This window comes from Methylovirgula sp., assembly GCF_037200945.1.
Classification (GTDB): Bacteria; Pseudomonadota; Alphaproteobacteria; order Rhizobiales; family Beijerinckiaceae; genus Methylovirgula.
The window spans coordinates 3,480,312-3,506,339 of the sequence record NZ_JBBCGP010000001.1; the positions used below are offsets into that span (position 1 = coordinate 3,480,312).

General features: G+C 60.3%; 25 protein-coding genes and 1 tRNA gene. 13 read left to right on the forward strand and 13 right to left on the reverse strand.

The features are described from left to right. Positions 1-165: 165 nt before the first annotated feature. Positions 166-1,071: an N-formylglutamate amidohydrolase gene (locus WDN02_RS17060; protein ID WP_337294975.1), complete on the reverse strand. Its 906-nt coding sequence runs from the start codon at positions 1,069-1,071 to the stop codon at positions 166-168. 248 nt (positions 1,072-1,319) lie between these two features. Between WDN02_RS17060 and WDN02_RS17065 the strand changes: the two genes are divergently transcribed. From WDN02_RS17065 to WDN02_RS17075, 3 genes are all read left to right on the forward strand, one after another. Beyond that, positions 1,320-1,706, forward strand: coding sequence for a response regulator (locus WDN02_RS17065; protein ID WP_337294621.1), 387 nt, complete (start codon positions 1,320-1,322; stop codon positions 1,704-1,706). Positions 1,707-1,887: 181 nt separating this feature from the next. Further along, positions 1,888-1,962, forward strand: a tRNA-Val gene (locus tag WDN02_RS17070). 85 nt (positions 1,963-2,047) lie between these two features. Further along, positions 2,048-2,764, forward strand: a complete 717-nt coding sequence (locus WDN02_RS17075; protein ID WP_337294622.1) for a haloacid dehalogenase type II — start codon at positions 2,048-2,050, stop codon at positions 2,762-2,764. Between the two features lie 7 nt (positions 2,765-2,771). Here WDN02_RS17075 and WDN02_RS17080 read toward each other — a convergent pair whose 3' ends face one another. Further along, positions 2,772-4,097, reverse strand: a complete 1,326-nt coding sequence (locus WDN02_RS17080; RefSeq protein ID WP_337294623.1) for an MFS transporter — start codon at positions 4,095-4,097, stop codon at positions 2,772-2,774. Between the two features lie 201 nt (positions 4,098-4,298). Between WDN02_RS17080 and cyoA the strand changes: the two genes are divergently transcribed. Genes cyoA through WDN02_RS17115 form a run of 7 tightly spaced genes read left to right on the forward strand, consistent with a single transcriptional unit; the run spans position 4,299 to position 11,071 of the window. Continuing rightward, a complete protein-coding gene (cyoA, locus tag WDN02_RS17085) occupies positions 4,299-5,402 on the forward strand; it encodes a ubiquinol oxidase subunit II (protein WP_337294624.1) in 1,104 nt (367 codons plus the stop codon). Positions 5,403-5,427: 25 nt separating this feature from the next. Next, positions 5,428-7,428, forward strand: a complete 2,001-nt coding sequence (gene cyoB, locus WDN02_RS17090) for a cytochrome o ubiquinol oxidase subunit I (protein WP_337294625.1) — start codon at positions 5,428-5,430, stop codon at positions 7,426-7,428. A 3-nt stretch (positions 7,429-7,431) separates the two neighbouring features. Further along, entirely contained in the window at positions 7,432-8,067 is a 636-nt protein-coding gene (gene cyoC / locus WDN02_RS17095) for a cytochrome o ubiquinol oxidase subunit III (RefSeq protein WP_337294626.1), read from the forward strand. Further along, positions 8,064-8,444, forward strand: coding sequence for a cytochrome o ubiquinol oxidase subunit IV (gene cyoD / locus WDN02_RS17100; protein ID WP_337294627.1), 381 nt, complete (start codon positions 8,064-8,066; stop codon positions 8,442-8,444). Before cyoC ends, cyoD begins: the two co-directional genes overlap by 4 nt. Then, positions 8,441-9,166, forward strand: a complete 726-nt coding sequence (locus WDN02_RS17105) for an SURF1 family protein (protein ID WP_337294628.1) — start codon at positions 8,441-8,443, stop codon at positions 9,164-9,166. The genes cyoD and WDN02_RS17105 overlap by 4 nt, the downstream gene beginning before the upstream one ends. After that, the gene (locus WDN02_RS17110) at positions 9,166-10,548 is read left to right on the forward strand and encodes an ATP-binding protein (protein WP_337294629.1); all 1,383 of its coding nucleotides are present in this window, start codon (positions 9,166-9,168) and stop codon (positions 10,546-10,548) included. The genes WDN02_RS17105 and WDN02_RS17110 overlap by 1 nt, the downstream gene beginning before the upstream one ends. Beyond that, positions 10,538-11,071 (forward strand): response regulator transcription factor, encoded by a 534-nt coding sequence (locus WDN02_RS17115; protein WP_337294630.1) that lies wholly within the window; start codon positions 10,538-10,540, stop codon positions 11,069-11,071. Before WDN02_RS17110 ends, WDN02_RS17115 begins: the two co-directional genes overlap by 11 nt. A gap of 3 nt (positions 11,072-11,074) precedes the next feature. Here the strand turns inward: WDN02_RS17115 and WDN02_RS17120 are convergent, their stop codons facing one another. Then, positions 11,075-11,710, reverse strand: coding sequence for an NrsF family protein (locus tag WDN02_RS17120; RefSeq protein WP_337294631.1), 636 nt, complete (start codon positions 11,708-11,710; stop codon positions 11,075-11,077). After that, a complete protein-coding gene (locus tag WDN02_RS17125) occupies positions 11,707-12,324 on the reverse strand; it encodes a sigma-70 family RNA polymerase sigma factor (protein ID WP_337294632.1) in 618 nt (205 codons plus the stop codon). Before WDN02_RS17125 ends, WDN02_RS17120 begins: the two co-directional genes overlap by 4 nt. A gap of 146 nt (positions 12,325-12,470) precedes the next feature. On the opposite strand from WDN02_RS17125, the gene WDN02_RS17130 reads away from it, so the two are divergent. Next, positions 12,471-12,749: a DUF2282 domain-containing protein gene (locus WDN02_RS17130; RefSeq protein WP_337294976.1), complete on the forward strand. Its 279-nt coding sequence runs from the start codon at positions 12,471-12,473 to the stop codon at positions 12,747-12,749. A gap of 9 nt (positions 12,750-12,758) precedes the next feature. Here WDN02_RS17130 and WDN02_RS17135 read toward each other — a convergent pair whose 3' ends face one another. From WDN02_RS17135 to WDN02_RS17155, 5 genes are all read right to left on the reverse strand, one after another. Further along, positions 12,759-14,384 (reverse strand): ABC transporter ATP-binding protein, encoded by a 1,626-nt coding sequence (locus tag WDN02_RS17135; RefSeq protein ID WP_337294633.1) that lies wholly within the window; start codon positions 14,382-14,384, stop codon positions 12,759-12,761. Beyond that, positions 14,381-15,562: an ABC transporter permease gene (locus WDN02_RS17140; protein WP_337294634.1), complete on the reverse strand. Its 1,182-nt coding sequence runs from the start codon at positions 15,560-15,562 to the stop codon at positions 14,381-14,383. The genes WDN02_RS17135 and WDN02_RS17140 overlap by 4 nt, the downstream gene beginning before the upstream one ends. 2 nt (positions 15,563-15,564) lie before the next feature. After that, the gene (locus WDN02_RS17145) at positions 15,565-16,656 is read right to left on the reverse strand and encodes a microcin C ABC transporter permease YejB (protein ID WP_337294635.1); all 1,092 of its coding nucleotides are present in this window, start codon (positions 16,654-16,656) and stop codon (positions 15,565-15,567) included. Position 16,657: 1 nt separating this feature from the next. Continuing rightward, positions 16,658-18,553 (reverse strand): extracellular solute-binding protein, encoded by a 1,896-nt coding sequence (locus tag WDN02_RS17150; protein ID WP_337294636.1) that lies wholly within the window; start codon positions 18,551-18,553, stop codon positions 16,658-16,660. 149 nt (positions 18,554-18,702) lie between these two features. Continuing rightward, positions 18,703-19,248, reverse strand: a complete 546-nt coding sequence (locus WDN02_RS17155; protein ID WP_337294637.1) for a c-type cytochrome — start codon at positions 19,246-19,248, stop codon at positions 18,703-18,705. A gap of 226 nt (positions 19,249-19,474) precedes the next feature. Here WDN02_RS17155 and WDN02_RS17160 point away from each other — a divergent pair, with 226 nt between their 5' ends. Together WDN02_RS17160 and pal are read left to right on the forward strand one after the other, a co-directional pair. Next, a complete protein-coding gene (locus tag WDN02_RS17160) occupies positions 19,475-20,335 on the forward strand; it encodes a prephenate dehydratase (protein WP_337294638.1) in 861 nt (286 codons plus the stop codon). Positions 20,336-20,546: 211 nt separating this feature from the next. Further along, positions 20,547-21,041 (forward strand): peptidoglycan-associated lipoprotein Pal, encoded by a 495-nt coding sequence (gene pal / locus WDN02_RS17165; RefSeq protein WP_337294639.1) that lies wholly within the window; start codon positions 20,547-20,549, stop codon positions 21,039-21,041. A 130-nt stretch (positions 21,042-21,171) separates the two neighbouring features. Here the strand turns inward: pal and WDN02_RS17170 are convergent, their stop codons facing one another. From WDN02_RS17170 to ybgF, 4 genes are all read right to left on the reverse strand, one after another. Beyond that, a complete protein-coding gene (locus WDN02_RS17170; RefSeq protein WP_337294640.1) occupies positions 21,172-21,465 on the reverse strand; it encodes a hypothetical protein in 294 nt (97 codons plus the stop codon). A 132-nt stretch (positions 21,466-21,597) separates the two neighbouring features. After that, complete coding sequence (ftsH, locus tag WDN02_RS17175) at positions 21,598-23,532, reverse strand: ATP-dependent zinc metalloprotease FtsH (RefSeq protein ID WP_337294641.1); 1,935 nt, start codon at positions 23,530-23,532, stop codon at positions 21,598-21,600. 114 nt (positions 23,533-23,646) lie between these two features. Beyond that, on the reverse strand, positions 23,647-24,681 hold the full coding sequence (gene tilS / locus WDN02_RS17180; protein WP_337294642.1) for a tRNA lysidine(34) synthetase TilS: 1,035 nt from the start codon (positions 24,679-24,681) through the stop codon (positions 23,647-23,649). 44 nt (positions 24,682-24,725) lie between these two features. After that, positions 24,726-25,844, reverse strand: a complete 1,119-nt coding sequence (gene ybgF / locus WDN02_RS17185) for a tol-pal system protein YbgF (protein ID WP_337294643.1) — start codon at positions 25,842-25,844, stop codon at positions 24,726-24,728. Positions 25,845-26,028 lie beyond the last annotated feature (184 nt).

Sequence of the window (26,028 nt, forward strand, 5' to 3'; positions counted from 1 at the left end):
CGCACAACCCACAAATAGGTCAATAAGACTTGCGCTTTGTGCGACGCACGTCCATATTATTGCGGTGCGACAACCCGGTTGTCGCCGATGCCCTCCTTGGGCGTTTCCTCCCTAGACTTGGGCCGCTTGCTTCATTGCAGGCGGCCTCTTTCTTTTCAGGATGCTTTATTCGGCCGCAGCGCGGACCGTGCCTGAATAGCCGGAGGCGACATGCGCGGCGAGCGCCGCAACGACATTCGACAAATCACTGGCGATCGCCTCGAAACGCGGCGCTTTGGTTATGTTCGCCTCGTCCATGTAAAGCCCGCGATTGATCTCGATCTGCATCGCGTGGATATGATTCGTCGGGTCGCCGTAATGCTCGGTGATAAAACCACCAGCATAGGGTTTGTTACGGAAAATTGTGTAACCCATGCGGCGCAATTCGTGGTCCACGAGATCGATGAGATCGCCCGCGCAACTCGTGCCGTAGCGGTCGCCCAGGACGAAATCCGCTTTGACCTTGCGCTCGCTTTCCCGCCCCGGCGGGCATATCGAAACCGACGGCATCGAATGGCAATCAATCAGGACGGCCATCCCGAATGTCTGCCAGGCGCGCGACAGCAGCGTCTCAAGCGCGCGATGATATGGTTTATAAAGCGTCTCGATCCGGGCGAGCACTTCATCGAGGCGCAGTTTATGAGCGTAGATCTCCTGCGAATCGCCGACGACTCGCGCCACTGTGCCGAGACCGCCGGCGACACGCACGGAGCGCGTGTTGGCAAAGCTTGGCAGGCGCGTCTCGAACATGCGCGGATCGAGTTCGTAGGGCTCGCGATTGAGATCAAGGTAGGCCCGCGGAAAGCGTGCGCGTATCAACGGCCCGCCAGAGCGGACGCCACCCATGAAGAGCTCGTCGACATAGGCGTCTTCCGAACGTCGCAGCGTCGCGGCATCGAGCCGCGAACTCGCCAGAAATTGCGCGGGATAGATCGAGCCCGAATGCGGCGACGAGAGAACCAGCGGCGATGCCAGGCGCGCGGGGTCGACGATTTCGAACGGCGGATCAAGCTCCGGCTCATGCACTGGGATGGCCCACGCGAGCGGCAAAGACGAAAGGTTGCCGGGAATAAATGAGGCCATTAATGCTCCAGTGGAGGCCGCCGAAGGCCGGCCGAGGCGTCAGCGTCATGGGAGTTTGACATCAGCCGGCCAATCTGTCGATGCATCAGGCGCCGGTCAAATCTCCGCGAAAACGACCGAAACCCGCTCATTATATGATCATTTTCACTCGATTTTTACCGGATCGGGCTTTGATAGACGGTAAATCAGGGGCACCGATGAACGACAATTCTTTTCAGCCAAATCAAAAGATCCTGCTCGCCGAGGACGACAACGACATGCGTCGCTTCCTGGCCAAGGCGCTCCAAAATGCCGGCTATGCCGTCGTTTCCTTCGACAATGGCCTCTCGGCCTATAACCGGCTGCGCGAAGAACCGTTTGAGCTTCTCCTGACCGATATCGTGATGCCGGAGATGGACGGCATTGAATTGGCGCGGCGGGCGACCGAACTCGACCCGGAAATCAAAGTGATGTTCATCACCGGGTTCGCGGCGGTGGCGCTCAACCCGGACAACCATGCGCCACGACAGGCGAAAATCCTGTCGAAGCCCTTTCATCTGAAAGACCTCGTCAACGAGGTGAACCGGCTGCTTGCGGCGGCGTGAAGCGCCGCACATCGACAGCTTGCGCAGCCTGCACGAAGCCGATATAGCCTCTCTTCCCGCGGTCGAGAGGCCGTCGTTTCAGGGCGCGTAGCTCAGCGGGAAAGCACTACGTTGACGTAATAGTATTGGCCTGAGCAATTACAGGCAGCTTCCCAATGTATTATGGTTCAACTGAACCAACGGGCGGTTAGTTCAGCGGGAGAATGTCTCCTTGACATGGAGAAGGTCACAGGTTCGATCCCTGTACCGCCCACCATTCAAACCAATAACTTTCACGCGACCGCTGGACGAATAACCAAAACCGCGCCAATGAGGTCCCCTCGCAGTATGAGAGGTGGACGTTGCCCGACACCCCGATAAAAGCCCTCTTTTTCGATGTCTTCGGCACGCTCGTCGATTTCCGCACTGGCGTCGCACGCGAGGCAGAGCGGCTCATCGCGCCGACCGGCAAGACTCTCGATTGGGGCGCTTTCGCCGATGCCTGGCGCGGCGAATATCAGGCAGGCATGGAAGAAATCCGCTCGGGACGCGAAGGCTACGTCCGGCTCGATATTATCCATCGCCGCAACCTCGATCGTATTCTCCCGCGCTTCGGCCTCGAACATCTCGATGAAGATACACGCGCCGAATTGAACCTCGCCTGGCACAGACTCGACGCCTGGCCAGAGGTGCCGGCGGCGCTTGCACGATTACGGACGCAGTTTCGTATCGCGCCATTGTCCAATGGAAACATCGCCCTGCAGGTCGATCTCGCGCGCCGCAACAATTTCCTTTGGGACGCAATTCTCGGCGGTGATTTTTCGCGCGATTACAAACCCAAGGCTCAAATCTATCTCGATGCCGTGGATGCTTTCGGTCTCAAAGCCAGGGAATGTCTGATGGTCGCCTGCCACAGCAGCGACCTCGCGGCGGCCGCGAGCCATGGGCTGCACACCGCGCACATCGCGCGGCCCGACGAACATGGGGCGGGTCGTGGTGAAACGGCCCCAAGCGTGACAGTCGACTTTGCAGCAGCAGACCTCGCCGATCTGGCCGAGAAGCTGCTGATTCCCCGATAGCTTCGGGCTAATCGACCTCAAGCCGGCGATTGATGGCCAGCGCGGTGACCGTCGCGATGGCGCCGGAGAGAAGATAGACGCCCGAGGCCATGACGCCGAAACGCGCCGAAAGGGCGAGCGCGAGAAACGGCGCGAAGCCGGCGCCGAACAGCCAGGCGAGATCCGATGTCAGGGCCGAGGCTGTGTAACGATAGATCGGCGCAAAGTTCGACGCGACCGTTCCCGAGGCCTGCCCGAACGACAGACCCAGCAGAATGAAGCCGATGATCATGTAGCTCGTTTCGCCGACAACACCGGTATTCAGCAATTGCGGCGCGAAGCCGCTGAACGCGGCGATGGCGGCGGCGGTAACAATCAAAACGCGCGTGCGGCCGACGCGATTGGCGAGATAGCCGGATGCCACGATGGCGACCACACCGAAGCCCGCCGCAATGAGCTCGATGATCAGAAATGTCACCGGCGTCTGTTTCGTAAACAGCATGACCCAGGACAGCGGAAACACCGTCACCATATGAAACATCGCGAAACTCGCCAGCGGCGCAAACACGCCGATGAGAATGTTGCGGCCCTCCGCCTCGATCGTCTCGATGACCGGCGCGGCTTGCAATTCGAGTGCTTCGAATTTCTCGCGGTATTCCGGCGCAGCCACGATTCGCAGCCGCGCAAACAGCGCCACGACATTGATCGCGAAAGCGACGAAGAACGGATAGCGCCAGCCCCAATCGTAAAAGTCCTGCGGCGACAGATACGCGATGAAATAAGCAAAGAGGCCGCTCGCTACGATCAGCCCCAGAGGCGCACCGAGCTGCGGAATCATCGCGTACCAGCCGCGTTGCTTTTCCGGCGAGTAAATGGCGAGCAGCGACGGCAGACCGTCCCAGACGCCGCCAAACGCCATGCATTGGCAGATGCGCAAGATCGCCAGGATGAGTGCCGAAACCCAGCCCACCTGCGCGTAACCCGGCAAAAAGCCGAGCGAGACGGTCGAGGCGCCCATGAGAAATAGGGCAGCGGTCAGTTTCACACCGCGGCCCCAGGCTCGTTCGACCGACAGGAAGATCGCATCACCGATCGGCCGCGCCAGGAAGCCGACAGCGAAAACCACGAACGAATAAAGCGTGGCGTTCAGCGGCGAGGCATAGGGAAAGACCCATTTCGGGAAGACAAGGACCGACGCGATCGCATAGACGAAGAAATCGAAATATTCCGACGTGCGCCCGATGATCACACCCGTCGCGACATCGGCCGGCCTCACATCGCCGTGAGGATCAACCCCAGGCAATACGGAATCGGCCGGGAGAACTGCGTGGGGCGCTGCGGATTCGGCGCTCATGGGTCGATCTTACTCCGTAGTGGCAAGGCCATTGCAGACGGTCACGCAAGGGCCCACAAGGATTTCGCTTCTTTTCTGCTGCAACGCGCTATCGGGGCATTGGGCAAATTGTCCAATAGCCGCTCTTTTGCAGTGCAGCTAGCCAGTCATGACAATAACCGTCCGGCCAAAGGGCGGACCGGACCGAAGGATGGGATTGCCGTGAGACGTCTGCGCTCCATCGTTTTGCTTTCGTGCCTCGCGCTCCTCGGCGGCTGCAAAGCGGTTGTACTGGATCCCTCCGGCGATGTCGCTATTCAGCAACGCGATGCCCTGCTCGATTCCGTCTGGCTGATGCTGCTCGTCATCGTCCCGGTGATGGCACTGACAGTGCTTTTTGCCTGGCATTATCGCAAGTCCAATACATCCGCCCGCTACGAGCCGGACTGGGATCATTCGACGCAGCTCGAACTGGTCATCTGGGGGGCTCCCCTCCTCATTATCATCGCGCTGGGTGCGATCACATGGACGGGTACACACTTGCTCGACCCCTACCGGCCTATCGATCGCATCGCCGAGGGCAAGCCGCTACCTGCGAATGCGAAGCCGCTTGAAATCGATGTGGTGGCGATGGATTGGAAATGGCTCTTCATCTACCCGCAATACGGCATCGCGACACTTAATCAGGTTAGTGCCCCCATCGACCGGCAGGTCGAGTTCCGCATCACCTCTTCCAGCGTCATGAACGCGTTCTACATCCCGGCGATGGCGGGCATGATCTATGCCATGCCGGGGATGGAAACGCAGCTTCACGCCGTGATGACCCAGACCGGCACCTATGCGGGCCTTTCGGCAAATTACAGCGGTGACGGCTTCGCCGGAATGCATTTCCCCTACACCAGCCTCAGCGTGGCCGATTTCGATAAATGGGTCGCGAAGGTCAAATCTGACGGTGGCGCACTCGATCGCAACACTTATCTCGACCTTGAACGGCCAAGCCAGAATCTGCCTCCCAAGACTTGGGGCACGGTCGATGCCGCGCTATTCAAGCTCGCGCTCAATCAATGCGTCGAACCCGGCAAGATGTGCCTCGACGAAATGATGGCGATCGATGCGAAGGGCGGTCTCGGCCTCGCCGGCGTCAACAACATCATGCCGCTCGTCTACGACAAATATGCCCGGCGGGGTTCGGGACCGATGCGTGCCTACGTGGCCGCACTATGCCAGCGCAACGGCGTGCTAGAAACCGGCACCAGCGTGGCCGATCTTGCGCGCCGGATTTCCGAACCCGTGCATCTTGCGTCCCCGCAAGCTTCCGCCGAATGACGCTCTCAAGCTAAGACAATAGGCTATGCTCGATCCGACCCTGCAGAAAGAAATCTTCGGTCGTCTGACCCTCGATTCGATCCCCTATCACGAGCCGATCCTGATCATGACGTTCGCCGGCGTCGCGGTGGCCGGGGTCGTCGTTCTCGGCGCGCTCACATATCTGCGCGCCTGGGGATATCTTTGGAAGGAATGGTTCACCAGCGTCGATCACAAAAAGATCGGCGTGATGTACCTCGTGCTCGCCATCATCATGTTGCTGCGCGGCTTTGCCGATGCGCTGATGATGCGCGCGCAACAATTGTTGGCCTCTAGTGGCGGCCAGGGCTATCTGCCGGCGCACCATTACGACCAGATTTTCACGGCGCACGGCGTCATCATGATCTTCTTCGTCGCCATGCCGTTCATCACCGGCCTGATCAATCTGGTCATGCCCCTGCAGATCGGCGCGCGCGACGTGTCCTTTCCATTCTTGAACAGTTTCAGCTTCTGGATGACGGTCGCCGGCGCCGTGCTGACGATGATCTCGCTTTTCATCGGTGAATATGCGCGCACCGGCTGGCTCGCTTATCCGCCGCTGTCGGAAGCGGCTTACAGCATGGACGTCGGCGTCGATTATTACATCTGGGGTCTGCAGATCGCAGGTATCGGAACGCTGCTCTCCGGCATCAATATGATCTGTACGATCGTCAAGATGCGCGCACCGGGCATGACTCTGATGCGCATGCCGATTTTCACCTGGACGGCGTTTTGCGCCAACATCCTGATCGTCGCCGCCTTCCCCGTGCTCACCGCAGTGCTCGCCCTGCTCACGCTCGACCGTTATCTCGGGTTCAATTTCTTCTCGAATGATTTCGGCGGCAACCCGATGATGTATGTGAACCTCATCTGGATCTGGGGCCATCCGGAAGTCTACATCCTCATCCTGCCGGCTTTCGGCGTCTTCTCGGAAGTGACTGCGACGTTCTGCGGCAAAAGCCTCTTCGGCTATACGTCGATGGTCTACGCGACGCTCGTGATCACGCTCCTTTCGTATCTTGTCTGGCTGCATCACTTCTTCACGATGGGCTCCGGCGCGAGCGTGAACTCGTTCTTCGGCATCACCACGATGATCATCTCGATCCCCACGGGCGCGAAGATGTTCAACTGGCTGTTCACGATGTACCGCGGCCGTATCCGCTTCGAAGTGCCGATGATGTGGACGGTCGCGTTCATGCTCACTTTCGTGATCGGCGGCATGACAGGTGTTATGTTGGCCGTCCCACCGGCCGACTTCGTTCTCCACAACAGCCTCTTCCTGATCGCTCACTTCCACAACGTCATCATCGGCGGCGTGCTGTTCGGTATGTTTGCCGGCGTCAATTATTGGTTTCCGAAAGCCTTCGGATTCAAGCTTGATGAGTTCTGGGGCAAGATGTCGTTCTGGTTCTGGGTCGTCGGCTTCTACTTCGCCTTCATGCCGCTCTATGTGTTGGGCTTCATGGGCGTCACGCGTCGCCTGCGTGTGATCGACGATCCGTCGCTACACAACTGGTTCATCATCGCCTTCGTCGGCGCCGTGCTGATCTTCCTCGGGATTGTCAGCTTCCTCATTCAGATTGCCGTCAGCATCAAGAATCGCGAAGCTTTGGCTGACACGACCGGCGATCCGTGGAACGGCCGCACGCTGGAATGGTCGACCTCGTCGCCGCCGCCCTCCTACAATTTCGCCTTCACGCCCGTGGTGCATGACATCGACGCCTGGTGGGACATGAAGCAACATGGCTACGTTCGCCCGCTCGAAGGGTTCAAGCCGATCCACATGCCGAAGAACACAGCCGCCGGCATCATCCTTGCGGGCTTCGCCACCGCCTTCGGCTTCGCGATGATCTGGCACATCTGGTGGCTGGCGATCGTGAGTTTTGCCGCGGCGATCGCGACCGGCATCGCGCATACGTTCAACTATCACCGCGACTTCTATATTCCGGCGGCTGACGTCAGCCTTACGGAAGACGAGCGCACCCGTCATCTTTCGGCGAAGGTTTAATCCATGACCGTTGCGAGCGACACCGTCGCCCATGGCGGGCAACCGCCCGTTTATTACGTCGTCGACGAGCACGAGCATCCCGAGGGCGGAAGCACCTATCTGGGCTTCTGGATCTATGTGATGAGCGATTGTCTCATCTTCGCGTGCCTCTTCGCGACCTTCGGCGTGCTTGGCGGTAATTACGCCGCCGGCCCTGCACCGAAGGACGTGTTCGAACTGCCGATTGTGGCGGTCAACACCGCGATGCTGCTCCTCTCCTCCATCACCTACGGCTTCGCCATGCTGGCGATGGAGAAGGATAAAGCTGGCGCCACCTTAGGCTGGCTCGCCGTCACCGCACTCTTCGGCGCGAGCTTCGTCGGCATCGAATTGCACGAATTCGCCGGCCTGATCCACGAAGGCGCGACGCCGGAGCGCAGCGCCTTCCTGTCATCGTTCTTCACCCTCGTCGGCACCCACGGCCTGCACGTCACGTCCGGCCTCGTCTGGATGCTGGTTCTGATGTCGCAAGTCGCGACCAAAGGCCTGATCGCGGCCAATAAGCGCCGGCTGATGTGCCTCAGCATGTTCTGGCACTTTCTCGACGTCGTCTGGATCGGCGTGTTCACCTTTGTCTATCTTCTGGGGATGTTGCGATGAGCCATGACGCGCACGCGATCGACGACGATCACGGCCATGATGACGCCCCCCCGCACGGGACGCTGCAAAGCTATCTGATCGGCTTCGGCCTTTCGGTCGTCCTGACGGTCATTCCCTTCTGGCTGATCATGTCGGGCGTCATCGCCAACAAGGCTATCGCAGCGATCACGATCATGGCGTTCGCCGCCGTGCAGATTGTCGTCCACATCATCTATTTCCTGCATGTGAACTTCAGGTCCGAGCGCGGCTGGACGTTCCTGACGCTCATGTTCACCGCGATCGTTCTGTTTATCACGCTCAGCGGCTCCCTGTGGGTCATGTTCCATCTGACCTCGAACATGGCGCCGACTCCTGCCGTCATGAGACAAATGCCGTGACAATTACGGGCGGCGGCGGGCAACGCTCGCCGCTCGCACGGTTCGCGGTTCTCGCCGGCGTCCTTCTCGTCATCGCCGGGCTAATTGGTCTTGGCGTGTGGCAGCTTGAACGCCGCGTCTGGAAACTCGGCCTCATCGCCCGTGTTGATGCGCGCGTCCACGCCGCGCCCGTTGCGCCACCGGGTCCAATAGACTGGCCAAAAGTCTCCGTTAAGCGGGACGAATATCTGCGGGTGAGCACCGTCGGACATTTCCTCAACGGTCATGAGACCGATGTCCAGGCTCTGACCGCGCTAGGTCCGGGCTTTTGGGTCCTGACGCCGTTCAAGACCGACCAAGGCTTTATTATTCTCGCCAATCGCGGCTTTGTTCCGCCGGAGCGGCGCTCACCTGCGGCGCACAGCGCGGTCAATGGCGAAACCACAGTGACCGGCCTGCTGCGAATGACGGAGCCGAAAGGCCGCTTTTTGCGCACGAACGATCCAGCACAGGACCGCTGGTATTCCCGCGACGTCGTCGCCATCGCGAGCGCTCGCGGGCTAACTGACGTCGCGCCCTATTTCATCGATGTCGAGGCCGGCGCCGACCCCGAAGCGTGGCCCCGCGGCGGCCTGACCGTGCTCGACTTCCCGAACAACCATCTCCTCTACGCGCTGACCTGGTTCAGCCTGGCTTTGATGTTGGCCGGCGCAACCCTCTATAATGTCCGCCAACGCAACTGATGCTGGACCAGATGCTCGCGCGCGAAGACACTCAGATCGCGAAGCCGGAATTCGAAGCGACGCCGCACGCCTCAAGCCGCGCGGAGCCGAAGACCGCGCCGCCGATTTCAAACGCCGCCAACCGCAAGAACATGGTTCTGCTGATCCAGTTTCGCTGGGTCGCCGTAGTCGGGCAGCTCGTCACCATCACGATGGTGCAATATGGGCTCGGCATCCTCCTGCCGCTGCCCGCAATGCTCGCCGTTCTTGCCGCGCTGATTCTGGTCAATGTCGCAAGCTTCATTTGGCTGCGCCTGCACGAGGATATCAGCAGCGCGGCGCTGCTTCTTGTCTCAATGCTCGACGTTTTCGCGCTAACGGCGCAACTTTGGTTGAGCGGCGGCGCGACCAATCCGTTCGTTTCGCTTTATCTGCTCCAGATCACGATGGCGGCGATCCTGCTGGACGCGCAATCGACCTGGCTGGTCGTCGCGCTCGCCTTCACCGGCTTCGTCGTGCTTGTTAGTTTCCACCAGCCTTTGGAAATGCCGCGCCGCTGGTCCGGCGATATGTTCTCCCTGCACATTTTCGGAATGCTCGTCTGCTTCATTCTCAACGCAGCGCTGCTTGTCGTGTTCTTGACCCGCATCACGCGCAACTTGAGCGAACGCGATGCACGTCTCGCCGCGCTCAGACAAAGCGCGATCGAGGAGGATCATATCGTTCGTATCGGCCTGCTCGCGACAGGGGCGGCGCATGAGCTTGGAACGCCGCTCGCCTCTCTCTCCGTCATCCTCGGCGATTGGCGGCGTATGCCGCTGATCAAAGGCAATGCCGAGATGCGTCAGGAGGTCGAGGAAATGCAGGCTGCCGTCAATCGCTGTAAGGCGATCGTCACCGACATTCTGCTTTCGGCCGGCGAGGCGCGTGGCGAAGCTCCAAGCATCACCACGGTGACAAAATTCCTCGACGATATCGTCGCGAGCTGGCGCGAGGGCAGACCCGCGGCGGTGCTCTCCTATGAGAATAAATTCGGCACCGATCTGCCCATCGTCTCCGATTCGGCGCTGAAGCAGATCGTTTTCAACGTGCTCGACAATGCCGTCGAAGCCTCGCCGACCTGGGTTGGCTTCACCGCGATGCGCGACACGGATTCGCTCATTCTGGAAGTCAGCGATCTCGGGTCCGGATTTGCGCCTGAGATTCTTGCCAATTTCGGGCGCCCCTATCAATCGAGCAAGGGCCGCGCGGGCCGTGGGCTCGGTCTTTTCCTCGTCGTGAATGTGGTCAGGAAACTCGGCGGAATCGCCGAGGCGCGTAATCGCGCCGGCCGGGGCGCCATCGTCACGTTGCGCCTGCCGCTGACCGCGCTGGTAATTGGAGCGCCACATTATGCCGAATGAGCGTCTGCTGATGATCGTTGAGGACGATTCCGCTTTCGCCAACACGCTTAAGCGCTCGTTTGAGCGGCGTGACTATGACGTCCTGCTCGCCGAGAGCCTCGCGGACGTCAGTTCGTTACTGCAGACGCAGACGCCGGGTTATGCGGTCGTCGATCTGAAACTTGGCGGTGGGTCGGGGCTCGCCTGCGTCGAAGCCCTGCACGCGCACGATCCCGATATGCTGATCGTCGTGCTCACCGGCTATGCCAGCATCGCGACCGCCGTCGAGGCGATCAAGCTTGGCGCCTGCCATTATCTCGCTAAGCCTTCGAATACCGACGATATCGAGGAAGCCTTCAAGAAATCGGCTGGCAATATCGAAGTGCCACTCACCGAGCGGCCGACCTCGATCAAAACGCTCGAATGGGAGCACATCCACCGCACGCTGGTCGAAGCCGATTTCAATATTTCGGAAACCGCGCGGCGGCTCGGCATGCATCGGCGCACCCTCGCCCGCAAGCTCGAAAAGCGGCAGGTAAAATAATAGCTACCAGCGCAGGAAGCGGTTGCCTGCCAGCGCGCCGACGATCATCACGACGAGAATCGCAAGCGTGTACCAGGTGGCGACGAAAAGCGGTGAATCGTCGGGGCAATGGGTCGCGTAAAGCGAGGCGGCAAAAGCCCCGGCAAAAAGCCCGGCGGTCGCGCCCGTGAGGCCGGGATTTTGCGGCGCGCCCCGATGCAGGGCGATCAATGCGCCAATCAAGGGCGCCGCCGAAAGCAACGGGACCATCACCATGCAGAAGCGGGCATTGTGGCCGATGAGCCGAACGGACCAAAGACCTGGCGGCAAAACGGAAAGTTCAGCCACGATTGCGACGGCAAGCACGACCAGGAGTGCCAAGAGGGTGATGACAAGCGGCCGCGGATTGCCGCGCGGCCGCGCCAATTGCAAAGCCAACGGCCCGGCACAGGCAAAAACCGCGATTGGAAAAGCGATCTTGAAGAGGAGTCGCGGCTCGCCAATCATATCGAAAATATGCGGTCGCATACCCATCCGCACGGCGTAGATAAGCAAGGAAATCGCCATACCTGGTAAGAAGCCATAGAGCAGCGCCCGGCCGAGCGACATGCGCGGGCCGTTGTCGGCGGCAAGACTACGGATCAGATCGTCCGTCTTCATGCGCTGCCACTCCTCTTGGTGGTGCGCGCCGCAAGCGCTGCCAACCCGCGATGCAAAGCCACCCGCACCGCGCCTTGCGTCATCTTCAGCTTCTCCGCCGCCTCGGTGATGGAATCGCCCGCGACGGCGATCGCCTGCACAACCTTGCGCTGGCCATCGGGCAGCGTTCCAAGCTCGCGATCGATATAAACGCTGGCGAGGTTGGGCTCCTCGTTCTCCGCGGCCAGAACATCGGTGAAATCATCGATCGGCACGTCGATATGGCGGCCGCGCCGCCGCAGCGCGTCGATGGTCTTATGCCGCGCGATCGTAAAGACCCAGGGCGTCACCGGCGCCGTGTCTATCCAGGTCTGCCGTTTCAGGTGGATGGCAAGCAAGATTTCCTGCACGATGTCCTCAGCCTCAGTACCCCCCGAACTCGTTCGCATCAGCAAACGCCGCACAAACGCCCGAAGTACCGGCGCCAATTCTTGCAGGAACCGTTGATAGGCCCGGGCATCCCCCGCGTTGGCGGCGCGTAGAAGAGCGCTCCACTCGCTGTTTCGGTCTACCCGCACGCGTCCTCTTTGGCGTTCGCAAAAGCCCGGCTCGGCGTTACATGCCTTTTTACCCACGTCTTGTCACGCCTTCGTGATCTAAAATCTGCCGCGTTCGGGGGTAACGCTCAGCGAAGGCCGGCCGTACCAGAGCGGTGCGGGTTGCAAACCGTCTTGAGCTTCAAGGCGGGCCCCATTTATCGAGGCTCGGGAGCAGATTCATGATGACCAAATCTACACTGGCCAAGGCGACCCTGGCCTCTTCACTTGCCGCAGCCGTCGCGTTGATCGCCGTTCAGGCGCAGGCCGAAACCAAAAAGTCCGAGAAATGCTTTGGCGTCGCGCTGAAGGGCCAGAACGATTGTGCCGCCGGCGCCGGCACCACCTGCGCCGGGACGCAAGCGATCGATTACGACGGCCATTATTTCAGATTCGTCCCCAAAGGCACCTGCACCACGATCAAGACGCCGAAAGGCACGGGTTCGCGCACCGCAAAATTGTGAGGCCACGTACTATTGCGCGACCGCGCCGCTGCGGTCCGCCTCGATGGCAAAGGCCGCAGCGAATAGAGCCCGGGTATAATCGCTCTGCGGATTGGCGAAAATCTCGCTCGCAACGCCCTGTTCCACGACCTTGCCGTGACGCATGACGATGATCTCGCTGGCGAGTGCGCGCACGACGCGCAGATCGTGGCTGATAAAGAGGTAAGCGAGATCCCGCTTCTGCTGCAATTGGCGTAGCAGATCGACGATTTGCGCCTGCACCGACATATCCAGCGCCGATGTCGGCTCGTCCAGCACGACGAATTTCGGCTCCAGCACCATTGCCCGCGCAATCGCAACGCGTTGGCGCTGGCCGCCTGAAAACTCGTGCGGGTAGCGATCCATTGCTGCTGGATCGAGTCCCGTGTCGGCGAGCGCCTTGGCGACGATTTCGCGGCGCTCGTAGAGGCTGAGGCGTGTGCCCTGCGCGATCAAGCCTTCGGCGACGATATCGGCGATCGAGAGCCGCGGCGACAGCGAGCCGTAAGGGTCTTGAAACACGATCTGCATGTCGCGCCGCAGCGGACGCATAGCCCGAAACGACAGCCCGTCGATGCGCTGACCGAGATAGACAATCGGCCCCTGCGAACGGATCAGCCGCAGCACGGCGAGGCCGAGCGTCGTCTTGCCGGATCCCGACTCGCCAACGATGCCAAGTGTCTCGCCTTGCCGCAAAACGAGCGAGATACCATCGACCGCCTTTACCGCGCCGACCGTCCGCCGCAGCAGGCCGCGCCGGATCGGAAAATGGACACGGATATCCTGCGCTTCGAGCACGATCGGCGCCGACGGATCGCTCTGTGGCGGCGTCCCCTTCGGCTCGGCCGCAAGGAGCGCCTTTGTATAGGGATGCTGCGGCGATTTGAAAATCTGCGCGACGCTTCCCGCCTCGACGATCTCGCCCTTTTGCATCACCGCGACATCGTCGGCGAGCTTGCGGACGATGTTGAGATCATGCGTGATGAAAAGCATGGCCATGCCATAGCGTTGCTGCAAATCCTTCAGCAAGGTCAGGATTTGGGCTTGCACCGTGACGTCGAGCGCCGTCGTCGGTTCGTCAGCGATGAAAAGGTCGGGCCTGTTGGCAAGCGCCATCGCGATCATCACGCGCTGACGCTGACCGCCGGAGAGCTGATGTGGGTAGGCGGACAGACGCTGCGCCGGGTCAGGAATACCAACCTCGGTGAGCAGTTCGATAATCCGCCGCCGCAAAGCCGCACCTTTGAGGCCGCCGTGCAATTCAAGAATTTCGCCGACCTGCCGCTCGATCGTATGCAGCGGATTCAGTGAGGTCATCGGCTCCTGAAAGACCATAGTGACGGCGGCGCCGCGAATGCCGCGCAGCCGTCGTTCACTCAATTTCAGGATGTCTTCGCCCTTGAGCAGTGCCGTGCCGGAGACCGTAGCCGCCGGCGGCAGCAGCCGCAGGATCGACATGGCCGTCACCGATTTGCCGGAGCCGGATTCACCGACAATCGCCAGCGTGCGCCCGCGCAAGACCGAAAACGAAATGCCTTTGACGGCATCGAACGCCTTTCCGTCCTGCTGGAAGACGACGCGCAGATCGCGGACATCGAGGAGCGGCGCGTCGCTCATGCAATCGTCTTTCGCGGATCGAAGGCGTCGCGCACCGCTTCGCCGATGAAGATCAGCAGCGACAGCATGATCGCGATGACGAAGAAGCCGGTAAGCCCAAGCCACGGCGCCTGAAGGTTCGACTCGCCTTCGAGCAGCAATTCCCCAAGTGAAGCCGAACCCGCCGGTAGGCCGAAGCCCAGGAAGTCCAGCGCCGTCAAAGTCGAGATCGAGCCGTTGAGCACGAAGGGCAGAAATGTCAGCGTCGCAACCATCGCGTTGGGCAAGACGTGCTTGACCATGATCCGCGCATTGCTGAGGCCGAGCGCCCGCGCCGCTGTTACATATTCAAAGTTCCGTGCGCGCAGAAACTCGGCGCGCACGACATGCACGAGATTGACCCATGAAAACAGCAGCAGGGTCCCGAGCAGAATAAAAAAGCCGGGCGTGATGATCGAGGATATGATGATCAGCAAATAGAGCTGCGGCACGGAAGACCAGATTTCGATCAGCCGTTGCATGATGAGATCGATCCAACCGCCGAAATAGCCCTGCACTGCCCCCGCCGCGACGCCAACGACGGAAGAAACAGATGCGAGCGCTAAGCCGAAGAGGATCGAAATCCTGAAGCCGTAGATCAGCCGCGCGGCGACATCCCGGCCCTGATCGTCGGTGCCAAGCCAATTCCATTCGATATCCCCGCAGCCGTGGTTTGGCTTGCCCGGCGGCAAGACGCGCGTCGCCGCGGCGTCGCATTGCGCTTTCGTCAACATCCAGGTCGGCGGCGATGGCGCGGGCGTCGGCAGCGCACGTTCGATCGTCCGGTAAGAATAATGAATCGGCGGCCAGATCATCCAGCCATGCGCTTTGATCTCATCCGAGATGAATGGATCGCGATAATCTGTCCGGGCGAGAAAGCCGCCGAATTGCGATTCCGGATAATCGCGAAAGATCGGGAACAGGAACTCACCTTTGTAAGACGCCACGAGCGGCTTATCGTTGGCGATGAATTCGGCGAGCAGCGACAGGACGAACAGGATCAGGAAAATCCACAACGACCAATAGCCGCGCTTGTTATGCCGGAAATTGGCGAGCCGCCGCCGATTGAGCGGCGACAGCCGGATCAACCCGCTTGAACTTAGCGGCGGCGCGCGGCCAAATTCGCCCTTCGTGGCGGCGATCGACGCGGGCGCGCTCATCGCTAGACCTCCCGCGTCTCGAAATCGATGCGCGGATCGATCCAGGTATAAGTCAGGTCAGCGATCAAATTCACCACGAGACCGAGCAAGGCGAAAATATAGACATTGGCGAAGACTACCGGGTAATCGCGGTTGATGACCGACTCATAGGAAAGCAGCCCGAGGCCATCGAGCGAGAAAATCGTCTCGATCAGCAGTGCGCCGCCAAAGAACGCGTTAATGAATGCGCCCGGAAATCCGGCGATGACAATCATCATCGCATTGCGAAACACATGCCCGTAGAGCACACGCCGTTCACTCAAACCCTTCATCCGCGCGGTGAGCACGTATTGCTTGCGGATTTCATCGAGGAAGGAATTTTTGGTGAGGAAGGTGATCGTCGCGAAGCCGCTCAATGTCAGCGCCGTCACCGGCAGGGTGATGTGCCAGAAGTAATCCTTGATCTTGCCGAACAGCGACAGCGTATCGAAATTCTCCGACGTCAGGCCGCGCAGCGGGAAAATCTGCCAGAACGAGCCGCCGCAGAAGAGCACGATCAAGAAGATCGCGAAAAGGAAACTCGGGATCGCATAGCCGACGATAATGACGCTCGATGTCCAAACATCGAAACGCGAGCCGTCGCGCACCGCCTTGGCAATGCCGAGCGGGATCGAAATGAGATAGGAGATGAGCGTCATCCAGATCCCGAGCGAAATCGAGACTGGCAGCTTCTCCTTGATCAATTCGAGCACCGACGTGTCGCGGAAATAGGATTTGCCGAAATCGAAGCGCAGATAGTCCTTCAGCATGATCCAGAAACGTTCCGGCGCCGGCTTGTCGAAGCCGAATTGCTTGTTGAGTTCAGCGATGAATTTCGGGTCAAGCCCCTGCGCACCACGATAGCGCGAGCCAAACTCCGCTGAGCCGCCGCCGCCCGCGCGAGTATCACCGCCGGTGAAATTCGCTGTCGCGTTGGTCTCGAGCCCTTGCAATTGCGCCAGGATGCGCTCGACCGGGCCACCCGGCGCGAATTGTACGATCACGAACGAGATAAGCAGGATGCCGAAGACCGTCGGGATCATCAAAAGGATGCGGCGGACGAGATAGGCGAGCATATCACTGCCCGGGCAGATGAACGCGCGCGGCCTTGGCTGTGTCGTACCACCAGGTCGAGACGACGCCGATATCGTATTTCGCGCTGCGTTGGGGCCGAGAGAACAGGTCCCAATAGGCGACAAGATGATTGGGCTTGTTCCACATCGGTACCCAATAATGCCCGACACGAAGAATGCGATCGATCGAGCGGCAGATGTAGGTGAGCTTCTCACGCGTATCGACGACCAGCGCCTCTTCGATCAGGGCGTCGATGACGGGATCCGCAATGCCAGAAATATTATAGGAGCCCGGCACATTAGCTGTATGCGAGCTGAAATAGGCGCGCATCGCCTCCCCTGGCGTCAGTCCGAGACCGAAGCGCGAGGTGATGATGTCGTAATCGAAATTATCCGTCCGCTCTTTGAATTGTGCCGGATCGACGACGCGAAAGCGCGCCGTGATACCGAGCAAATTGAGATTGCGGATAAAGGGCGCGGTGTGCGGTTCGAGCGCGTTATCGAAATCGAGAAACTCGATTTCAAAAGGTTTGCCATCAGGCAGCAGTAGATTGTCGCCGTCGCGTTTGCAACCCGCGGCGATGAGGAGATCGTTTGCTTTGCGCAACAGCGCGCGATCCTGACCAGAGCCGTCCGAGACGGGCGGCACCGGCACCTCGCCGAAGACGGCCGCCGGCAATTTGGCCTTGAAGGGCGCGAGAATGGCGAGTTCTTCCGGCGAAGGCGTGCCGGTCGCCATCATCGGCGAGTTCTGAAAATAGGACGTCGTACGATGATAAAGCCCGTACATGATGTTGCGGTTTGTCCATTCGAAGTCGAAACACTGCTCAAGCGCTTCGCGAATTCGGATGTCCTTGAACTTGTCGCGGCGGATATTGAGGAACCATGCCTGCGTTCCCAGCGGCAATTGATCCGGCAATGTCTCGCGTTTCACACGGCCATCGTTGGCCGCGGCAAAGCCGTATTGCGTCGCCCAGACGGCAGAGGTGAATTCCTCGCGGAACGTGAAAACACCGGCCTTGAAGGCCTCAAAGGCGACTTTGCGATCCGCAAAATACTCGTAGCGGATGCGATCGAAATTGTTCTGCCCAACATTGACCGGCAGGTCCTTGCCCCAATAATCGGCGACGCGCTCGAAGACGATGAAATGGCCCGCATCGAAAGCGCCGACCTTATAAGGACCGGAGCCAAGCGGCGGCTGAAGCGTCGTCTCGTTGAATGCATTCTTGCCGTAATAGGCGGCGGAAAAAATCGGCTGGCCGGCGATGATCATCGCCGCTTCGCGGCCGTGGCCCTTGCGCAATGACACGCGTACGACGTCATCGGCTTCGGCGACCGCACTTTCGAGATCGCGCAGGGATTGCGAGATCGCCGGATGGCCTTGCGTCTTGAGGATATTGAGCGAGAAGACGACATCATGCGCCGTCAGTGGCGTTCCGTCATGGAAGCGCGCCTGCTTGCGCAGGAAAAATCGATAAGTCAGCTTGTCGGTGGAGACCCAGACCTTTTCGGCGACAAGGCCGTAAAGTGCGTCCGGTTCGTCGCTATTGCCTGCCATCAGCGAGTCGAAGATCGCGCCCATGCCGGCCGCGCCATCCCCCTTTAAAATATAATCATTGAAGGAATTGAACGTCGTCGGGCTAACGTTGGCGCCGCCGCCGCTCGGCTGCAAGGCGAGCTGGCCGCCCTTCGGCGCCTGCGGATTGACGTAAGCGAAGGACTTAAAATCTTTTGGCAATGCTAGATCGCCGAAGATCGACAATCCATGCGTTTCGCCGCCACTGGCCGGCGCATCGGCCAGAACCGGGATGGACCTGAATGGAATGCTGGCGCCGATAAGGCCGGAGCAAAGTTGTAGAACGGAGCGGCGGGAAACGACCAAACGTTGCTGCGATGTCAAAAAAGCCTCTCTGACGCTTTGCGAGATGCGGTCAGACTGTCCGAGGATTATGTCGCTTTTTAACCCGGCAGCGCAACACGAGACCGTCCGCGATAACAAAACGGCCGCGCAAGCGCGGCCGGTCTTCATGGAGCTTTAGCCAGGACCTTTTAATGCGCGGCGGGTGCTGGCAGCGGCACCGGATGGTCCGACAACGTGTCGAGATAAGCGACGATGTCGGCGCGCTTCTCAGGCGAGGGCTCGCCGGAGAAGGTCATCTTCGTGCCCGGCACAAACGCCTGCGGATCCTTGATGAAGATAAAAATGTCTTGCGGCGTCCAGGTGCCACCCTTGGCCTTCATCGCATCCGAATACTGGAAGCCCGCGAAAGAGGCGCGCGCGCGCCCGACAACGCCATAGAGCGGCGGCCCGAGGATGATCCCGCCGCCCTTCGCGAAATTGTGGCAGATCTGACAGGGCTTGGAATCGTCCTCACCCTTCTTGACGTCGGCCTTGCCGATGTAGGCGGCGAGAAGTTCGGCCGGCGCTGGCGCTGGCGCCGCCGCGGGCTTCCCAGCGTCGGTCGCAGCCGATTCGGCTGGCTTGGGCGGAGCCGGATGCGAGAATAGCGCGCTCGACGCCAGATAAACGACCTGAGCAAAAAGAAGCGTGCCGAGAACGCCCCCTGCGATCTTATTGAACTCAAAAGAATTCATGGCCTTACGAACTCCCCCGCAGAGCCGGCATTGACGGCGATCATATTAGCGACCGTTGATTAGTCGCTTTGCCGCAGCCTTGGCAACCCGTATAAGGCGGCCAATAATAATTTTCCTGCGGGTAAAGGCTTCGCCAGTAAATCTGGGACCTTATCCAAACGGCGGTCCTTCCGAGCGCCGAGGCTGCGAAAGCGTCCTCCGCGGACGCGCGCTTCTGAGACGAGAGATGACGAACAGAAAAATCGCTTATCAGGGCGAGCCCGGCGCCAATTCCGATATCGCCTGCCGCGCCGTCTATCCGGATTTCGAGCCCCTGCCCCGCGCCACATTCGAGGATGCGCTTACGGCGGTCTCCGATGGCTCCGCCGATTATGCGATGATCCCGATCGAGAATTCGCTGGCGGGGCGCGTCGCCGATATCCATGCGCTTTTGCCCACAGCGGGGCTTTATATCGTCGGCGAATATTTCCTGCCGGTGCATTTCCAATTGCTAGGGATCAAGGGCGCGAAGATCGATGGTCTCAAATCGGTCTATAGCCACGTCCACGCGCTCGGCCAATGCCGGAAGATCATCCGTAAGCTGAACCTTGTCGCCCATATCAGCGGCGACACCGCAGGCTCAGCCAAGGAGATCGCCGAATGGGGCGACTCGACGAAGGCCGCGCTCGCGCCAGCTTTGGCCGCGGAGATCTATGGGCTCGATCTCCTCGCGGCTGACGTGGAGGACGAGAAGCATAATACGACGCGGTTCGTCATTCTGGCGCGCGCGCCGCATTGGCCTGAACGCGGCACTGTTGCGACCGTCACGACGTTCGTCTTCCGCGTCCGGAACGTCCCGGCAGCGCTTTATAAGGCGCTCGGCGGTTTCGCCACCAACGGCGTCAATATGACAAAGCTCGAAAGCTATATGGTCGACGGCGAATTCACCGCGACTCAATTTCTCGCCGATGTCGACGGCCATCCCGACGATCCCGCGCTCGCGCGGGCCTTCGAGGAACTGGCATTCTTCTGCAAGGAATTCAAAATTCTGGGCGTCTACGCCCCCCATCCCTTCCGCACCGAAAGCGTCACCGCAATCGCGAAATGATGCTTTTTGAGCACGCTTCGGAGCGGAAAGTTCTCAAGTGCTCCAAAGCGGGCCGCTGGCCGTATTACTGCCATCAAGGCCAACTTAACCATCTTAGCCGATGGCCCAAATGCAACGCTTTTCAAGAAGGTCTCATAAAGGTTGACGGAACCTTCGTTTAACCATCGCCCGGTAGGACTATCGGATCGAGTGCCATGAAAGGAGTTTTGTCATGAGCCTTCACCCGCGCACGGGAGCTTTCAAGCTTGCCGTAGCTTTAGGCGCTGCCCTCGCCATGGCGGCCTGCGCCAAAAATCCCGGGGCTGACAGTCTCGCTGGCGGCTATGGCACTGCGACGCCTGGTTCGCCGCAGGATTTCAGCCAGAATGTCGGCGACCGCGTTTTCTTTGAAACAGATTCGACCGAGCTGACGCCAACCGCGCAAGCGACGCTCGACAAGCAGGCCACCTGGTTGCAGCAATACGGTCGCTACAATTTCGTTGTCGAAGGACATGCGGACGAGCGCGGCACGCGCGAATATAACTTCGCGCTGGGTGCGCGGCGTGCCGAACGCGTCAAGGAATATCTGACCGCACGTGGCATTTCGGGCGAGCGCATTCGCACGATCAGCTACGGCAAGGAACGCCCTGTCGCGGTTTGCAACGACATTTCCTGCTGGTCGCAAAACCGCCGCGTCGTGACCGACCTGAACCCGGGTCAGTCGTAAGCCTAATAGGCGGTTCCAAGTTACGAAAAGGCCGGTCACACAGACCGGCCTTTTGTTTTGACGCTCGCTAGGCAAGGCGCTCCGCCCGGACAGGCTCGTCAACGCCAACACTCTTCGCTTGGCTCGTCGTTTATTCTGGGGGCGCACCCGCGGGCGGACGTGAGGGAATCGCACGCAAGAAAGTCAGAGAAAAGAATGCGCCGACCCATGAACCAGCAGCGGCGAAGCACACGTAAATCCAGTTCTCTGTGTAATTGATGACAGCGTAAGACGAGAGCAGATACCAAAAGCTGCTCCAACTCGCCGCCGAAAAGCGGTGCCCCGCGCTGACGGCCGACGTGAACATGACATAGACCGCGTCCGTTGCCGCCGTCGCGAGAACGACGCCCGCCGCGGTCGCAAGATTAAAATGTAAACCCAGCATCGTCCGAGCCTCCGGGGATTTGCACCGCTTACGGAAGGCCAGACTAAGCGCGAACGCAAAAGGTCGCGACAGCTCAAAAAAAGTGCGGCGCCGTTAGCGCCGCACTTGGATTTTATAGCGAAGCAGAACTCTTTATGTCTGCGGCTGCGGCTCCAGACCGCCGGTCTCAGGCCCAGCCTTCGGCTGCCGCCCGCTCGCCGGGACAGGCGAAGGACGCGGCGCCGGTGCCGGCGGCGGTTCGTCGCCTGCATCGCGGATCGGCTTTTCGCCACGCAAGAGACCGTAGATCTCTTCGCCGGTCAGCGTCTCGTATTCCAAAAGGCCCTTGGCCAGGGTCTCAAGATCCTGACGCTTCTCGGTGATAATGCGGGTCGCATCCGCGAGACCGCTTTCGACGAGGCGGCGCACTTCCGCATCGATCTTTTGCGAGGTCGATTCGGAGATGTTGTTCTGCTTGCCCATCGAATAGCCGAGGAAGACTTCTTCCTGGTTCTCGCCGTACATCACGGTGCCGAGTTGGTCGGAGAAGCCCCAGCGCGTGACCATCGCCCGGGCGAGTTTCGTCGCCTGCTCGATGTCCGACTGGGCGCCGGACGTGACCTTGTCCTTGCCGAAGATGATCTCCTCGGAGACGCGTCCACCCATCAGCACCGCAAGACGCGACGTCATCTGCTCGTAGCTCATCGACAGCTTGTCGCGTTCGGGAAGCTGCATGACCATGCCAAGCGCACGGCCGCGCGGTATGATCGTCGCCTTGTGGACCGGGTCGGTCGCCGGCACATTGAGCGCGACAATCGCGTGGCCACCTTCGTGATAGGCGGTCAGGATTTTCTCCTGTTCCGTCATGACCAAAGTGCGGCGCTCCGCACCCATCATGATCTTGTCTTTGGCGTCCTCGAACTCGCTCATCATCACAATGCGTTTGCCGCGCCGCGCCGCAAGCAGCGCCGCCTCGTTGACGAGATTCATCAGATCAGCGCCCGAGAAGCCCGGCGTGCCGCGCGCGACGGTCTTGAGATCGACATCAGGCGACAGCGGCACTTTGCGGACATGCACCTTCAGGATGCGCTCGCGGCCAATGACGTCCGGGTTCGGGACGACGATCTGGCGGTCGAAACGGCCCGGGCGCAGCAGCGCCGGATCGAGCACGTCCGGCCGGTTCGTCGCGGCAATGAGGATGATGCCCTCGTTGGCGTCGAAGCCGTCCATCTCGACGAGCAACTGGTTCAGCGTCTGCTCGCGCTCGTCGTTGCCGCCGCCGAGGCCAGCGCCGCGATGGCGACCGACCGCATCGATTTCATCGATGAAGATGATGCAGGGCGCATTCTTCTTCGCCTGCTCGAACATGTCGCGCACGCGGCTCGCGCCGACGCCGACGAACATTTCGACGAAGTCAGAGCCCGAGATCGTGAAAAACGGCACGTTGGCTTCGCCGGCGATGGCGCGGGCAAGCAGCGTCTTACCCGTGCCGGGGGGCCCGACGAGCAACACACCACGCGGAATCCGGCCGCCGAGCCGCTGGAATTTTTGCGGATCGCGCAGAAATTCGACGATCTCCTGCAGATCTTCCTTGGCCTCATCGACGCCAGCAACATCCTCAAAGGTGATGCGCCCGTGGGCTTCGGTCAGCAGCTTCGCCTTTGATTTACCGAAGCCGAGCGCTTTACCGCCCGCGCCCTGCATCTGCCGGGTGACGAAAATCCACATGCCGACGAAAGCTAGGATCGGCAGGCCGTTGATCAGCAGGGTCAAAAGCCAGCTATTGCCGTCGGACGGCGGCTTGGCGTTGATCGTCACGCCGTTCTTGACGAGGCTTTGCACCAGCGAGGGGTCGTTCGGCGTATAGGTCTCGAACGCCTTGTCGTTCTTGAGATGGCCGGACACTTCGTTGCCAACGATCGTCACCTCGCGGACCTGACCGCCCTGGACGTCGCTCAAGAACTCACTGAAGCTGATACTGTCCTGCGCAGCCGTTCGTTGGCTCGGGTTGTAGAACAACATCACGAGCGCGACGACGAGCAGAAAGATGATGACCCAGAGTGCAAAATTCCTGAAATTCGGATGCATATTCTACTCGCGACAGGCTGGCTCCGACCTCTGAGACAAGCCCGTTAAAGGAGGCACTCCTCTCGGAGCGCGTTGATGTAATGTAGGCGCGGCCGGAAGGCTTGCCAAGGGAACTTAAGATACCGCATTGCCCCTCGGAAAAGCAGGGTCATGTGACGCCAGATGAGCGGAGGCACTGACCCCGCCGCGCCGCCGAAGCGCCTCGCGTTGAAGGGTCAACCCCTCTCCATCAAGCGATAATTTCACCCCGCCGAGCGTACGATGCCAGACCTTACGTAATTGCAATGCTGCACACAGGTCTTGCGCCAAACTTTCGAGCCGTTCGAGACGCGGTGGCTTACTGCCGAGAGCCGCGATTTCGACTCCAACGACACGCAGCAAAATCTCTTCCGGCAGATCGCGCAAGCTCGCGGCGGAAATATGGACAATATCCGGAGCTGACGTCCGTTTGAGCGTTGCCCGCGCGAGATCGGCTTGAGCAGCTAAAGCACGCTCGGCTCGCGCCGTGCGGCGCCCGAGACGGGCCAAACCTGCGGCATCCAGACCCGCTTCATCGAGAAGTGGAAGAATTTCTCGTAACCTCGTACGTGCAAAAGCCAAATTCTCATTTGATGGATCGCGAAAATAGGGTTGATTGCACGCGTTGCAATAATCGATCAGCAGCTTTTTCGGCACACCAAGCAACGGCCGGTAGAGGACGACGCCATCCTGTTCTGTCATGCTTTGCATGCCGGCAAGGCCGCCAATGCCGCTGCCCCGCATCAGCCGAAACAGAATCGTTTCCGCCTGATCATCAGCGTGATGTCCTGTCAGCAAATAATCCGCGCCGAGCGACTGGGCATGCGCACGCAGCAGCGCATAACGCGCCGCGCGGGCCCGCTCCTGGACACGTGTGCGGGGCTTTGCTCCCTGCCAAATGAGGGTTTGATGCGCCAGGCCGACCGACTGCGCCCAGCGGCCGACCGTTTCAGCCTCCGCCCGTGATTCGCTACGCAGACCATGATCGACAGTGGCGACGAAAAAGCTTGTTCCAGCGGGTGCGCCCTGCCCCTGCCATTGCGCGGCAAGCCGCATCAGCGCGATGGAATCCGGACCGCCGGACACCGCGAGCAAGGCGCGTCGTCCGGCAAGTGCCGCAAAAAGGGACACGAGGCTCGCGCCGCTGAGAGGCTCCGTGGGCGCTAGTTCCCCGCTCAAGCGCCGCACTGGCTGCGCTTGGCCTCGCGCTCCGCGGCCGCTTTCACCGCCGCCGAGGCGTTCGGATATTTGTGCGGCACTTCGCTGAAGGTGGCGCAAGCCTGCTCCTTGGCGCCCAAGGTGTGCAAAGATTCACCGAGCCGGAGCATTGCCTGTGGCGCCCGCGCCGAATCCGCGTAATTCGTCGAAATCTTGAGGAACTGCTCAGCCGCCTCTCGCGCGCGGCCCCGCGCCGAATAGGATTCGCCGAGAAAATACATCGCCTCGGCCGTCAGGCGGGTCTTGGGATTTTTGTCGAGGAACGACTGAAAGCCACGCTCGGCGTTGTCGTAATCCTTCTGCTTGAAATAGCCGAGCGCCGCGTCGAATTCCTGGCGCGGCGAAGCCGGCTCCGGCTGCGTGCTGGCGAGGTGGGTGTCGGCGGGCGTTGAAACGCCGCCAGCGGGCACGCTGGGCGCGGGGGGCGTATAGGCGCTTTGAAGGTTGAGCGGCGCGTTCGGATCGCTGTTGGCCGCGCCGCCGGCATTATCAGCAGTCGGCGGCGGTGGCGCGCTTTCCCCCGCGCCGAGCGGCTTCGGCGCGCCCGGCGCATTCGGGTCGGCTGCGGGGTCGAAGACATCGTCGCCGCGCCCATGCCGCGCCGGCGTATCGGCCGACGCGCCCGCATCCGCCGAATCAGCCGGGTCCGCCGTGGCGTTGGAAGAAGCAGATCCGCTGTCCGCATCCGTCACCGCCGCCGGCGGTGAGGCCGGCGTCATTTCACTGTGACGCTGGAGGTGGCCGCCACGGCTGTCCTGGAGGCGGAAATCAACGTCTTGCTCGAATTTCTTCAGCTGATCTTGAAGCTGGTGGTTCTCGAACTGCATCTGCTGGATTTGGCCCGTCATCTGCCGGATCTGATCCTCAAGCCGTTCGACGCGGACGATCAGGCTTGCGTCGGGGCTGCCGCCGCTCGCGTCCGGCGTATAAGAGCCGCCATTGCCCTGCGAATCGCCGCCACCGCCGACATTGTCCGGCGGTGCGCCGTAGTTTTGCGCGAAGCTCAGCGAGGTTGCGCTCAGGATCATAAATCCGGCCAGCGTCAGTGCCGTCACATATGCGTTCAATCGAGTCATGCTAAAAAAATCCAGATTACCCAACCACATCATAAGGCACACTTCGACCAAAGTTAGGTTTTCGAGAAGAAATTCACCGGGAAAGGCCCGCGACTTCCCTCTCGTGAATTTGTAACGCCGAACTGATTTGGCTTAGCATTGGGTGTTGGTTTGAGATTGGGATAGTATCCCTAGAGCCCTTGAG

Bases quoted from the DNA above. Each gene is read 5' to 3' on its own strand.
- WDN02_RS17065 (WP_337294621.1), top strand. From the start codon at position 1,320: ATGAACGACAATTCTTTTCAGCCAAATCAAAAGATCCTGCTCGCCGAG.
- WDN02_RS17080 (WP_337294623.1), bottom strand. From the start codon at position 4,097: ATGAGCGCCGAATCCGCAGCGCCCCACGCAGTTCTCCCGGCCGATTCC.
- cyoB (WP_337294625.1), top strand. From the start codon at position 5,428: ATGCTCGATCCGACCCTGCAGAAAGAAATCTTCGGTCGTCTGACCCTC.
- cyoC (WP_337294626.1), top strand. From the start codon at position 7,432: ATGACCGTTGCGAGCGACACCGTCGCCCATGGCGGGCAACCGCCCGTT.
- cyoD (WP_337294627.1), top strand. From the start codon at position 8,064: ATGAGCCATGACGCGCACGCGATCGACGACGATCACGGCCATGATGAC.
- WDN02_RS17110 (WP_337294629.1), top strand. From the start codon at position 9,166: ATGCTGGACCAGATGCTCGCGCGCGAAGACACTCAGATCGCGAAGCCG.
- WDN02_RS17115 (WP_337294630.1), top strand. From the start codon at position 10,538: ATGCCGAATGAGCGTCTGCTGATGATCGTTGAGGACGATTCCGCTTTC.
- WDN02_RS17120 (WP_337294631.1), bottom strand. From the start codon at position 11,710: ATGAAGACGGACGATCTGATCCGTAGTCTTGCCGCCGACAACGGCCCG.
- WDN02_RS17130 (WP_337294976.1), top strand. From the start codon at position 12,471: ATGACCAAATCTACACTGGCCAAGGCGACCCTGGCCTCTTCACTTGCC.
- WDN02_RS17135 (WP_337294633.1), bottom strand. From the start codon at position 14,384: ATGAGCGACGCGCCGCTCCTCGATGTCCGCGATCTGCGCGTCGTCTTC.
- WDN02_RS17140 (WP_337294634.1), bottom strand. From the start codon at position 15,562: ATGAGCGCGCCCGCGTCGATCGCCGCCACGAAGGGCGAATTTGGCCGC.
- WDN02_RS17145 (WP_337294635.1), bottom strand. From the start codon at position 16,656: ATGCTCGCCTATCTCGTCCGCCGCATCCTTTTGATGATCCCGACGGTC.
- WDN02_RS17155 (WP_337294637.1), bottom strand. From the start codon at position 19,248: ATGAATTCTTTTGAGTTCAATAAGATCGCAGGGGGCGTTCTCGGCACG.
- WDN02_RS17160 (WP_337294638.1), top strand. From the start codon at position 19,475: ATGACGAACAGAAAAATCGCTTATCAGGGCGAGCCCGGCGCCAATTCC.
- pal (WP_337294639.1), top strand. From the start codon at position 20,547: ATGAGCCTTCACCCGCGCACGGGAGCTTTCAAGCTTGCCGTAGCTTTA.
- WDN02_RS17170 (WP_337294640.1), bottom strand. From the start codon at position 21,465: ATGCTGGGTTTACATTTTAATCTTGCGACCGCGGCGGGCGTCGTTCTC.
- ftsH (WP_337294641.1), bottom strand. From the start codon at position 23,532: ATGCATCCGAATTTCAGGAATTTTGCACTCTGGGTCATCATCTTTCTG.
- ybgF (WP_337294643.1), bottom strand. From the start codon at position 25,844: ATGACTCGATTGAACGCATATGTGACGGCACTGACGCTGGCCGGATTT.